Below are 11741 nucleotides of genomic sequence, written 5' to 3'. Positions count from 1 at the left end.
AAGGTTTATCAGTCAATGTTCTGGCTTTCTGTATTTGCTCTCTTACAAAGCTTGCAGGTGCATTCCCTGCACCAATAATACCAAGACCGCCGGCATTTGAAACTGCAGCAGCTAACTCAGCCGTTGCAACCCATGCCATTCCACCTTGAAATATAGGATATTTCAAACCAAATAAATCCGTAATTTTTGTATTTAACATATTTTCACCCCTATTTAAACCACTTTATTACAGTTGAACCCCATGTCAAGCCAGCTCCAAATGCTACCATCAGTATAATATCACCATTTTTTATTTTACCAGCTTTCAAAGCTTCATCCAATGCAACAGCAACAGACGCTGCGGACATATTGCCATACCTATCGAGATTTATAAAAACTTTTTCTTTAGACAATTTTAATTTTTTCATTGCTGCATCTATTATTCTGATATTAGCCTGATGCGGTATAAAAATATCTACATCTTCGGGTTTTAATCCGCATCTATTTAAAACTTCTATAGTAGCAGTATTCATAACATTTACGGCAAATTTAAAAACTTCCTGTCCATTCATGTGAATTGTATGCAGTTTATTCTTAACAGATTCCTCACAAGCAGGCATTCGTGAGCCACCAGCAGGCATATAAAGATGCATGCCATCTTTTCCATCAGCACCAATAAAATTATCTAAAATTCCATATCCATCTTTTACTTGTCCTACTATTGCAGCTCCGGCACCATCCCCAAATAAAACACAAGTATTTCTATCTTCCCAGTTTGTTATCTTAGAAAGCACATCAGCAGCTATTACAAGTACATTCTTATATGTACCATTTTCAATAAACTGTTTCGCAATAGAAAGTCCATATATAAATCCGGAACAGCCAACCTCTATGTCAAATGCTGCTGCTTTTATAGCACCAATATTCGCTTGCACAAGACATGCTGTAGATGGGAAGTTCATATCTGGAACTACAGTCGCAACTATTATTAAATCTATATCTTCAGCAGTTATTTTAGCATCTTCAATAGCCTTTTTTGCAGCTTCTGTTGCCATATACGATGTTGTCATAGATGGCGGAGCTATACGCCTTTCTTTTATGCCTGTCCTAGATACAATCCACTCATCAGATGTATCAACCATCTTTTCCAAATCTTTATTTGTCAACCTATTTTCTGGAAGAAAACTCCCTGTCCCAAGAATACCAGCCTTAAAAGTATTATTTTGCGACACTTATATCATCTCCAATCAATTCTATTTCCCTTTGTATGTGAGATATGACATCCATTTCAACGATCGTCTTTGCCTGTCTTATGGCATTAAAAATTGCCTTTGATTTTGAACTCCCATGTGCTTTAATAACTGGTTTTTTTATACCAAGAAGTGGAGCCCCGCCATATTCCGTATAATCCATCTTCTTAACAATATTTTTCAAACCATTATAAATTAAAATTGCACCTAGTTTTGTCAATAAATTTCTTTGAAGCTCCTGTTTTAACAATGAAGAGATTACAGATGCAGTTCCTTCCATTGACTTCAATATTGCATTACCAACAAATCCATCACAAGTAACAACATCAGCAATTCCATACGCTATATCTCTGCCTTCAACATTACCAATAAAGTTTAACTGGGAATTTTTGATTAAATCGTATACCTGTTTTGTCAGTTCATTTCCTTTTTCTTCTTCTGCTCCTATATTAAATAAGCCTATTTTAGGATTATCTATATTTAACATCTTTTGTGCATATACATTTCCCATTACAGCAAATTGAAACAGATTTATTGGTTTGCAATCAGTATTAGATCCTGCATCAAGCAAAATTGTAGCACCATTTAATGTTGGTAAAATCGGAGCCAAGGCGGGTCTGTCTATTCCTTTAATTCTACCGATTTTTAAAAGCGAACCAGCCATCAATGCACCCGTATTTCCTGCTGATAAAAAAGCATCTACTTCTCCTTTCTTTAGCATATCAATACCAACCGCCATAGAAGAATCTTTCTTTTTCCTGATTGCCGCCACGGGTGGTTCATTGTTTGTGATCATTTCTGTCGTATGTACTACAGTCAAACCTTTTTGTTCTTTAACATATTTATCTAAATGGTCTTTATTCCCTATAAGGACAATTTCTATGTTAAAATTCTCTAAAGCCTTATAAGCCCCTTTTATTATTTCAAGTGGTGCATAATCGCCACCCATAGCATCAACTGCTATTCTCAAGATTGTTGCATCTCCTTTTCAGTATTATCACTTTCTAATGATACTAAAATAAACTTACCTCTAAAAACTTCCTTATTTTTTACTTTTATCATAACCCATACGAAATATTTATTCCCTCTTCTTCTGATAACCTCTGCCTTTGCAACAAGACGATCACCTATCCTTACTGGATATTTATATTTTATATTTGCTACGCCTATCAACGCAACATCAGCATCAATTACAGAAATCGCCAAAGACTCTGCCTGTGAATATATATAATGTCCCCTAATAATTTTTGTCTTTAGAAAAGCCATATCAGGTGTCGGCTCAAAAACAGATATGCCACTTTTGCCCAGTTCTAAATCGATAAGCTCACCAACTATCTCACTTCCAACTATCGCTTTTACTTTACGATAGTTCTCTTCTGCAACATTTTTAATTCTCTCCCTAAGCTCTGGGATTCCAAGTTCCATCCTGTCAAGTCTTATTGTCTGTACGCTTACTGAAAACAGCTCAGCAAGCTCATCATCAGTGTAAAATGGATTTTTATCTATCTCAATCTTTAATTGTCTTAATCTCTCTTTTTTATTTAGCTTGGTGGCCACATTATCAGCTCCAAATATAAGTTGTTTTTATGACTTACTCATAATTATAAATTACAGAATATATAAAAGTCAAGAAATAAAAAGAAAAGTAATAGAGTTAACTCCATTACTTTTCTTCTACTTTCAATACCTCTTTGCCATCATAATAACCACAGCTTAAACAAACTCTGTGAGGTAACTTTGGCTCATGGCACTGTGGACATAATACATAAGCAGGTATTGCCAAACTATGACTATGTCTTCTTTTGTCCCTTCTTGCTTTCGATGTTCTACGCTTTGGAACTGGCATAAAATACACCTCCTACATTTTCTGCAGTAATTTATTCAAAACTGAAAGGCGTGGATCAACTTCTTTTATTTGGCAATCGCATTTTTCATGATTAAGATTTTTACCACAAATAGGACATAGACCCTTACAACCAGGTAAGCAAACAAACTTCATAGGAAGAGAAAGTTCTACATTTTCAATGACAATCTTAGTTAAATCTAATTTGTCATCTTCTACTTCATATGAATAGTCTTCATCAGCTTCATTTAAGATTTCATCTATTGAAATTATAAATTCGTGCTCAAATTCCTCAAGGCATCTATCACATGTAACTTTAATAGCGCCACGGACTAAGAGCTTTAAAATTATACCTTCACTATCATGCGTTATGTTTCCTGTAACACTGATTGGTTTACTGACTACGTAGCTGTTGTTATTTACCTCCAGAACACTTAAATTTTCAACGTAATTAACTTCAATGCTACGTCCCCTATGTCCCTTAATCTTTGATAAATCTATTTTCATTTTCTCACCCCAATATAATTGCCAAAATTAATTATACTAATGGGGTAAACATTTGTCAAGAATACTATTTTATACTCTCTACAATCTTTTCAGTATCCTTTGCAATCATATACTCCTCATTAGTCGGCACAACCATAACATATACCTTTGAATCTGCGGTCGATATTATAGCTTCTTTACCTCTTACATTATTTTTATCTTTGTCTAGTTTGAAACCTAAAAATTCCAATCCATCAAGTATAAACTCTCTTACTTCAGGACCATTTTCACCAATACCTGCCGTGAACACAATGACATCAGCACCACCCATTGCTGCTGCGTAAGAGCCTATTGTCTTTTTTACACGATATGCAAATACATTTAATGCAAGTTGTGCTCTCTTGTTACCATTTTTAAAAGCAGCATCCTCCAAATCTCTAAAATCACTACTTATTCCTGAAATACCATATACGCCTGACTTTTTATTCAATATGTTGACTACTTCTTCTGCAGTAATATTTTCTTTCTCCATTAGATATGAAATTATAGATGGATCAATGCTTCCTGAACGTGTTCCCATAGCCAAACCTTCTAACGGTGTAAATCCCATGCTTGTATCTATTGATTTTCCATTTTTAACTGCAGCTATGCTTGAACCATTTCCAAGATGGCATGTTATAATTTTCAAACTTTCAATAGGTTTATTAAGTATTTCTGCCGCCCTCTGTGAAACATATTTATGGGATGTACCATGAAATCCATATTTTCTAATTTTATACTTTGTATAGTACTCATATGGAATCGGATAAAGATAAGCATAATCAGGCATTGTCTGATGAAAGGCTGTATCAAAAACAGCAACCATTGGAACGTCTGGCATAATTTGCTTACAGGCTTTAATTCCTTCTATGTTTGCGGGGTTATGCAGAGGAGCTAATTCTATGCAATCTGTTATCGCCTTTAAAACATCATCATTTATAAGAACAGATGAAGTAAAATATTCTCCTCCATGTACAACTCTATGTCCAACTGCATCAATTTCTGACATATCCTTTATAACACCGTAATCACTATTTACCAATGCATCCAAAACTAATTTAATTGCATCCTTGTGGTCTTTCATATCTTTTTTTATTTTTATTTTTTCGCCGTTTGCATTGTGTGTTAAAAGCGAATCGTTTATCCCTATTCTTTCAGCAAGGCCTTTAGCTAAAACATTTCCATCCTTTGATTCGATTAATTGATACTTTAATGATGAACTTCCACAATTTATAACAAGTATTTTCATAATTTTCATCCTCCATACCATAGCTTTTTTATTGAGCTTGTACAGCCGTTGTAGCAATTACATCAATAATGTCTTTATAGCTGCATCCTCTAGATAAGTCATTTACAGGTGCTCCCATTCCTTGCGTTATCGGACCTATAGCATTTGCTTTTGCCAATCTTTGTACGAGCTTATAACCAATATTACCTGCTTGTAAATCAGGGAATATAAGCACATTAGCACGTCCTGCAACAGGACTTCCAGGTGCTTTTAACTCGGCTACTTCTTTAACAAGTGCAGCATCTAATTGCAATTCACCATCTATTGCTACATCTGGCATCAAATTTTTAGCAATTTCAGTAGCTGTTCTCACTTTATCGACTAATTCATGTGATGCGCTGCCTTTCGTTGAAAATGAAAGCATAGCAACCCTTGGTTCCATCCCCAATAAAGTTTTTGCAGTATTTGCAGATTGTACTGCTATAGATGCAAGTTCTTCTGCATTTGGTGACGGATTAACAGCACAATCAGCAAACAAAAATACTCCATTTTCACCAAATTCACAATTAGGAACTTCCATTATAAAAAAGCTTGATACAATCTTTGCATTTGGCGCTGTTTTTATAATTTGAAATGCTGGCCTTAGTAAATCAGCAGTCGCATGAATAGCTCCAGATACCAATCCGTCTGCATAACCTTCTTTTACCATCATACAGCCAAAATAAATATTATCTTTAATAGTCTCTTTAGCTTTTTCCAGCGTAATCCCCTTACTTTTTCTGAGTTCATAGAAGTCACTTGCATATTTATCAAATTTTTCTGACTTTAGAGGATCGATAATCTCGGCTTTTGAGATATCTAATCCTCCAGCAGCGTTTCTTATCTCATCTGCGTTTCCTAAAAGGATTAAATCTGCAATCCCTTCCTTCAGCACTATATCGGCCGCTTTCAGCGTTCTTGGCTCTGCACCTTCTGGCAAAACTATTTTCTTTTTATTGCTTTTTGCTTTTTCAATAATGTTTTGAATAATACTCATAAAATCTTCCCTTCCTTTTAATTATTTATGTTAATATTTTCTCCAAAATTAAAAATGGAGAAATATATTGTATACACATTTTACATTTTAACATATTTTTTATAAAATAATAAGTAAAAAACAAACATTTTTTAGAAAGGTTTTTAATAATGAGTATTTTGGGAGTAATTGTAGAATATAATCCTCTCCACAATGGGCACATATACCATATAAAAAAATCAATTGAAACAACAGGTGCAGATTTTGTCATTGCAATTATGAGTGGTAACTTTGTTCAACGAGGAATACCATCTATTATTGACAAGTGGTCAAGAGCAGAAACCGCATTATTATCAGGCATTGACTTAGTAATAGAATTGCCAACAATATATGCAGTCTCTACAGCAGAAAATTTCGCATATGGAGCAGTAAAGCTGTTAGATTCACTAAATGTCATTGACTATATTTCATTTGGGAGTGAATTGGGTTCAATTGATAAATTATATAAAATATCAAAATTCCTTTTAAACGAACCAGAAGATTATAAAGTGATTTTAAAAAGTTATTTAAAAAGAGGAATAACTTATGCAAAAGCACGTGAAATAGCTCTGTCAGAGTATTTTGGAGCAAATATTAATGATATAGTTGGAAATCCTAATAACATACTTGGCATTGAATACATAAAAAGCTTGATAAAGATAAATAGCAATATCAAGCCTGTAACCATAAAAAGACTCGGCCCTGGATATAATTCTATGAAAGCGGAGGATTCTTTTGCTAGTGCTACATATTTAAGAGAAGTTATAATAAATAAAGATTACTCTGTATTGAGCAAGTATATGCCAGAATATTCTATTGAAATTTTAAAAAGTTGTATTGATAAAGGTCATGGACCAGTCACTCTAGAGAATTTTAGCAATATAATAACATATCTGCTAAGAAACAATTATAGTATCGAAAATGTTTTTGATGTTACAGAAGGATTGCAAAATCGCATTAAAAGGGCTTCATCCCTTTTCAATAATGTAGATGAAATCATAGGCTATATAAAAACTAAAAGGTACACAGAAAGCAGAATAAGAAGAATATTACTGCATGTTTTATTAGGCATAGAATCCAATATATATTCAAGGTACGATGGCCCAAACTACATAAGAATATTAGGGGCGAATAAAAAGGGCCTTGAACTTTTAAAGATGATTAAAAATAAGACTGAAATACCAATTATAACAAAGGTTTCAAACTATAAAAAAATATTGTCTGATACATATATGTTCGAAAAGGATATTAAAGCAACTGACATATATACTCTAGCATATGAGAATGACTCAGTGTCAGGACTAGATTTTACCAAAAAGTTTATTGTAATAAAATAGTCATTTTATCATCCCCTTTTAAATAAAAATATAATGTGGAAACATAAAAGGGGGAAATATTTTGAAAGAAAATAAATCAAGAAATCTTCTAGTTATATCAGTACTGTTTATTGTTGTTTCAATTATTGTATTCCCAAAAAATTCTCTCTCAGCAGCAAAAGCAGGAATTAATTTATGGCTGTTTACAGTATTTCCTGCTTTGCTTCCATTTTTTATTGGCTCTGAATTATTGTTACAGCTAGGATTCGTAAAAAACATTGGAAAATTTTTAGAACCTATAATGCGGCCTTTGTTTAATGTCTCTGGAAATGGAGCTTTTGCTATGGCAGTCGGCTATACGTCTGGTTATCCTGTCGGAGCTCAAGTAATAAAAAGATTATGGGAAGAAAAACTTTTAAACACATCGGAAGCAGAAAGATTGATGACATTTTGCAACAACTCAGGCCCGCTATTCATGCTAGGTGTTGTTGCTATGGGCATGTTTAACAACCCAAAAATTGGATATATTGTAATGTTATCAAATTACCTGGGCTCATTTGCAACAGGTATCATATTTAGAAAACATAAGTTTAAGGAAGAAAATAGAAAGAATTTTAATTTAAGTAAAGGCGCTAAAAACAAATCTAATTATATTAATACTAATTTTGGTGAAATTTTAGGTACTGCTGTTACAACATCCATGAACACAATGATCGTCATTGGTGGATATATAATTGCTTTTTCTGTTTTAATAGAATTCTTAAAAGTTTACGGATTAATTAATATTATAGGAAAAATACTAGCACCTGTTTTTGAAATAATAGGATTTAATAAGAGCTTAATACCGGGATATATTAGTGGACTAATGGAAATAACAATAGGTTCCAGCTTGATTAGCCAAGCAACAGCGCCATTATTTCAAAAAGTCATCTTAGTAAGCTCAATATTAGCATGGGGTGGTTTTTCAACTCATGGTCAGGTAATAGGCGTTATAAACAGTACAAAGATAAATTACTTCCCGTATTTCATTGCAAAAATAATACATAGCATTATGGCTGCATTATTTTCTTATATATTTCTGAAATTTATGAACATTGGTGAGACCTCGGTATCAGAAGTTTTCTTTCAAGGAAATGTAAAAACTATGTTAAACATGTTTGAAACCTCATCATACATATTTATTGCACTGTTGTTGACGATAATTTTTCTGATAATCATCTTATCGTTGACAAAAAAAGAGGCATGATTATTTTATGCCTCTTAGCTCATCTCTATTGTTTTTTATTGTATTTAAAAGTTCTGTAACATTTTTTTCAAGTTTAGCTAATAACTCATCAGCGTAATCTTTGCTTCCAAGTCTAATTTCCTTAGCATTTGTCTGAGCTTGAGCTATAATTTCTGACGCTTTTTTCTCAGCTTTTTTAACTATTTCACTTTCGTTTACCATTTGATTTATTCTTTGTTCAGCCTCTTTTAAAATTGTTTCTGCATCTTGCTGTGCTTCAATCAATATTTTTTGTCTTTCCTGCTTGATCCATTCAGCCCTTTTTAATTCATCAGGAATTTTAATTCTTATCTGCTTTATAATTTCAAGAATTTCCTCTTTGTTTACTAATGTTTTTTGTGATAATGGTATCGTAGAACTATTCTCTATGTAGTCTTCTAATGTATCTAATAATTCTAAAACCTCAAGGTTATCAGTCGCTTCCAATAAAATGCCCCCTTATTTTTTTAGTTTTTTAAATATGTGCTTTATAACTGAATCTGGAACGAGATCCGATAAACACCCCCCAAAACTTGCGACTTCCTTTACTATGCTAGAGCTTAAATAGCCATATTTATTGCTGGTCATAAAAAATATTGTTTCGACTTCGGGATTAAGCTTTTTATTTATCAATGCCATCTGAAATTCATATTCAAAGTCTGAAACCATTCGTAAGCCTTTAACAATTATTTTTGAATTAACTTTTTCTAGGTATTCAATAAGCAAACCAGAAAAACAATCGATTTCCACATTTTCAATATCAGATGTTACTTCTTTTAACATTTCAACTCTCTCTTCTACTGAAAACATAGGAGTTTTTGATGGATTAATTAACACTGCTACAATTAATTTATCGAAAACTTTTGCCCCTCTTTTAATTATATCTAAATGTCCATTTGTTACTGGATCAAAGCTCCCTGGATACACTGCTATATTCATTTGCTGCCTCCTTATAAAAAGTTAATACAGTTTCGCCGTATTTCTTAACTCTAACTTTTTGCAAGTTTCCATATTTATCATTTAAAATATCATTTTTGTGATGTTCAACAATTATGTAACCACATGAATCCAATAGTTTATATTCGCTGATTTTATTTAATGGTTCCACATATAAATTTTTGTAGTATGGTGGATCTATGTATATAATATCAAATTTAATGTTATTTTTGCTGAAATAATATAAAGCATCAAGGACATCCATATGCAAAACTTTTGCATTGTCAGTTGAATCAAGTAACTTTATATTATCGTTTATATATTTAATATTATTATATACTTTTTCTACAAAGTAGCAAATATTAGCACCTCTGCTTAATGCTTCGATACCGATACTTCCAGTTCCAGAAAATAAATCTAAAAATCTTGAATTATATATATCAGCACCAATAATATTAAATAATGACTCTTTAACCATGTCAGATGTAGGTCTTATTGCTTTTCCTGGTGGGCATTTTAATTTTCTACCTTTGGCTTTTCCAGATATAACCCTCAAAATTACACCTCCAATACTAAAATATTTTAGCATATTTTACGATAAGATACAAAATAATGTATAAAAAATTTGAAATATGGAAAATAATATAATTGGGAAACCAATTTCCCCAAAATTCTTCCTTCAATTTCTCCTCTCCCAATCCAGGTAGTCAACTACCTGGATTATTTTAATTAAAAAGGGTAACCATACAGGCTACCCTTTTATTTAACTATTTCAATGTTCCATTATTAGCGATTTGGCTTTCAGCCATTTGGATCATTTTTCTTACCATATGACCACCTACAGCGCCGCAATCACGGGATGTAAGTGTACCCCAATAACCATCGGCTGGAGGATTTATTCCAAGTTCGCTTGCTATTTCATATTTCCATTTGCTCATAGCTTGCTTTGCTTCTCTTACTACAAGCGGATTCTTTGTCTCTGAACCTGCTGCCATTTTTATCACCTCCATTTAATGATTTCAATATTAATTTATCCATATACAATTTATATATACATGTTAATATTTTCATATATATAAAACGATATTTAATTTTTAATTTTACATAATTTATTTTTCGTAAATAAGTTTATTTAAAAAAGATACCCCGAAGGGTATCTTTTTATTATCTAAGTGTACCTTTATTAGCGATTTGGCTTTCAGCCATTTGGATCATTTTTCTTACCATATGGCCACCTACAGCACCGCAATCACGGGATGTAAGTGTACCCCAATAACCATCGGCTGGAGGATTTATTCCAAGTTCGCTTGCTATTTCATATTTCCATTTGCTCATAGCTTGCTTTGCTTCTCTTACTACAAGCGGATTCTTTGTCTCTGAACCTGCTGCATTTTTATCACCTCCATTTAATGATTTCAATATTAATTTACCCAAAAAGAATTTCTATAAACTATAATTTCATTAGCAAAATTGTATAAAGGTGATAAAAATGGTTTATTATTTAATCTAATTCAAAAAATATACCAACTGCATATGGACCTGCATGAACGCCAGCTGAGCAACCAGCTCTATTCTTAATAAAATTCGCAACTCCAAACTCGTTTCTAATGGCATTTTCAATTTCAAGCATAAACTCTTCTCTATCAGTGTGCAGCAATCCTATCTCCTTTCTTTTGAAATTAACATTTGTTTCTTTCATATAGTTTATTATCCACTTTATTGCATTTTTTCTTCCTCGTACCTTATCTTTTATTTCTAACTCTCCATCATTATTGACTAAAATAGGCTTTATATTTAAAATACTACCTAGTATAGCCTGTGATTTTTTTAATCTTCCACCTCTATAAAGATATTCTAAAGAATCAAAAATCATTATATAACTTATTTTTGGTATCATGTCATTGATTTTGCCAACTATCTCATCTCTTGTACTACCGTTTCGAGCCATTTTAGCAGCTTCTATAACTAAAAGTCCAGAACCTAACGAAAAGTTTTTCGAATCGAGCACTGTTATTTTTGAATTTTTTAAGTTTTCTTTAGCCAATAATGCTGATTGGTATGTACCACTCAATTTAGATGACAATAGAATGCAGATAATTTCATCATAGCTTTTTAATAAATCGCTAAAAACTTCCATAAATTCAATTGGAGATATTTGAGATGTTGTCGGCGTTTTCCCTGAATTTAACAGATCGTAGAAATAATCTTTTTTTATATCTATCCCATCTTTGTAAGATACACCATCAATGTCAATAGTCAAGGGAACAACATAAATATCGTACAATTTTACTATGTCATCAGGTATATCTGATACACTGTCTGTAACTATAGCAATCTTGCTCATTT

The 11741-nt window shown here is 32.5% G+C and carries 16 protein-coding genes; 2 read left to right on the top strand and 14 right to left on the bottom strand.

Annotated features, from left to right (window positions below):
• The 8 genes from Q2T46_RS15455 to pta form a co-directional block, all read right to left on the bottom strand.
• Positions 1–199, bottom strand: a 199-nt coding sequence (locus tag Q2T46_RS15455) for a nitronate monooxygenase (RefSeq protein ID WP_311062283.1), incomplete at its 3' end; no start/stop codon positions are given.
• 10 nt (positions 200–209) lie between these two features.
• Entirely contained in the window at positions 210–1211 is a 1002-nt protein-coding gene (locus Q2T46_RS15450; RefSeq protein WP_303264777.1) for a beta-ketoacyl-ACP synthase III, read from the bottom strand.
• Positions 1198–2199, bottom strand: coding sequence for a phosphate acyltransferase PlsX (gene plsX, locus Q2T46_RS15445; RefSeq protein WP_303264778.1), 1002 nt, complete (start codon positions 2197–2199; stop codon positions 1198–1200). Before plsX ends, Q2T46_RS15450 begins: the two co-directional genes overlap by 14 nt.
• Positions 2196–2786 (bottom strand): transcription factor FapR, encoded by a 591-nt coding sequence (fapR, locus tag Q2T46_RS15440; RefSeq protein WP_303264779.1) that lies wholly within the window; start codon positions 2784–2786, stop codon positions 2196–2198. The genes plsX and fapR overlap by 4 nt, the downstream gene beginning before the upstream one ends.
• 106 nt (positions 2787–2892) lie before the next feature.
• The gene (gene rpmF / locus Q2T46_RS15435; RefSeq protein ID WP_013297976.1) at positions 2893–3075 is read right to left on the bottom strand and encodes a 50S ribosomal protein L32; all 183 of its coding nucleotides are present in this window, start codon (positions 3073–3075) and stop codon (positions 2893–2895) included.
• A gap of 12 nt (positions 3076–3087) precedes the next feature.
• The gene (locus tag Q2T46_RS15430) at positions 3088–3579 is read right to left on the bottom strand and encodes a DUF177 domain-containing protein (protein WP_303264780.1); all 492 of its coding nucleotides are present in this window, start codon (positions 3577–3579) and stop codon (positions 3088–3090) included.
• Between the two features lie 64 nt (positions 3580–3643).
• A complete protein-coding gene (locus tag Q2T46_RS15425; protein WP_303264781.1) occupies positions 3644–4846 on the bottom strand; it encodes an acetate kinase in 1203 nt (400 codons plus the stop codon).
• A 28-nt stretch (positions 4847–4874) separates the two neighbouring features.
• Positions 4875–5861, bottom strand: a complete 987-nt coding sequence (gene pta / locus Q2T46_RS15420; RefSeq protein WP_303264782.1) for a phosphate acetyltransferase — start codon at positions 5859–5861, stop codon at positions 4875–4877.
• Positions 5862–6010: 149 nt separating this feature from the next.
• Here pta and Q2T46_RS15415 point away from each other — a divergent pair, with 149 nt between their 5' ends.
• A complete protein-coding gene (locus Q2T46_RS15415; protein ID WP_303264783.1) occupies positions 6011–7216 on the top strand; it encodes a nucleotidyltransferase in 1206 nt (401 codons plus the stop codon).
• Between the two features lie 61 nt (positions 7217–7277).
• Entirely contained in the window at positions 7278–8441 is a 1164-nt protein-coding gene (ylbJ, locus tag Q2T46_RS15410; RefSeq protein ID WP_303264784.1) for a sporulation integral membrane protein YlbJ, read from the top strand.
• Here the strand turns inward: ylbJ and Q2T46_RS15405 are convergent, their stop codons facing one another.
• The 6 genes from Q2T46_RS15405 to Q2T46_RS15380 form a co-directional block, all read right to left on the bottom strand.
• Positions 8442–8906: an ATPase gene (locus Q2T46_RS15405; protein ID WP_303264785.1), complete on the bottom strand. Its 465-nt coding sequence runs from the start codon at positions 8904–8906 to the stop codon at positions 8442–8444.
• A 12-nt stretch (positions 8907–8918) separates the two neighbouring features.
• On the bottom strand, positions 8919–9398 hold the full coding sequence (coaD, locus tag Q2T46_RS15400; RefSeq protein ID WP_303264786.1) for a pantetheine-phosphate adenylyltransferase: 480 nt from the start codon (positions 9396–9398) through the stop codon (positions 8919–8921).
• A complete protein-coding gene (rsmD, locus tag Q2T46_RS15395; RefSeq protein WP_303264787.1) occupies positions 9367–9951 on the bottom strand; it encodes a 16S rRNA (guanine(966)-N(2))-methyltransferase RsmD in 585 nt (194 codons plus the stop codon). The genes coaD and rsmD overlap by 32 nt, the downstream gene beginning before the upstream one ends.
• A gap of 211 nt (positions 9952–10162) precedes the next feature.
• Positions 10163–10390 carry an alpha/beta-type small acid-soluble spore protein gene (locus Q2T46_RS15390; protein WP_013297985.1) on the bottom strand — a complete coding sequence of 76 codons (228 nt, stop codon included), beginning with the start codon at positions 10388–10390 and terminating at the stop codon, positions 10163–10165.
• Between the two features lie 169 nt (positions 10391–10559).
• Positions 10560–10829, bottom strand: coding sequence for an alpha/beta-type small acid-soluble spore protein (locus tag Q2T46_RS15385; protein WP_311062282.1), 270 nt, complete (start codon positions 10827–10829; stop codon positions 10560–10562).
• 67 nt (positions 10830–10896) lie between these two features.
• Positions 10897–11739 carry a DegV family protein gene (locus Q2T46_RS15380; protein WP_303264788.1) on the bottom strand — a complete coding sequence of 281 codons (843 nt, stop codon included), beginning with the start codon at positions 11737–11739 and terminating at the stop codon, positions 10897–10899.
• Positions 11740–11741 lie beyond the last annotated feature (2 nt).

This window comes from Thermoanaerobacterium sp. CMT5567-10 (assembly GCF_030534315.2).
Lineage (GTDB): Bacteria > Bacillota > Thermoanaerobacteria > Thermoanaerobacterales > Thermoanaerobacteraceae > Thermoanaerobacterium.
Note: the sequence above shows the minus strand (reverse complement) of the source record. Positions and strands in the feature narration are given on the sequence as shown.

Coding starts and splice junctions, on each gene's coding strand:
- rpmF (WP_013297976.1), bottom strand. CDS start 3,075: ATGCCAGTTCCAAAGCGTAGAACATCGAAAGCAAGAAGGGACAAAAGA.
- Q2T46_RS15430 (WP_303264780.1), bottom strand. CDS start 3,579: ATGAAAATAGATTTATCAAAGATTAAGGGACATAGGGGACGTAGCATT.
- Q2T46_RS15425 (WP_303264781.1), bottom strand. CDS start 4,846: ATGAAAATACTTGTTATAAATTGTGGAAGTTCATCATTAAAGTATCAA.
- pta (WP_303264782.1), bottom strand. CDS start 5,861: ATGAGTATTATTCAAAACATTATTGAAAAAGCAAAAAGCAATAAAAAG.
- Q2T46_RS15415 (WP_303264783.1), top strand. CDS start 6,011: ATGAGTATTTTGGGAGTAATTGTAGAATATAATCCTCTCCACAATGGG.
- coaD (WP_303264786.1), bottom strand. CDS start 9,398: ATGAATATAGCAGTGTATCCAGGGAGCTTTGATCCAGTAACAAATGGA.
- Q2T46_RS15390 (WP_013297985.1), bottom strand. CDS start 10,390: ATGGCAGCAGGTTCAGAGACAAAGAATCCGCTTGTAGTAAGAGAAGCA.
- Q2T46_RS15380 (WP_303264788.1), bottom strand. CDS start 11,739: ATGAGCAAGATTGCTATAGTTACAGACAGTGTATCAGATATACCTGAT.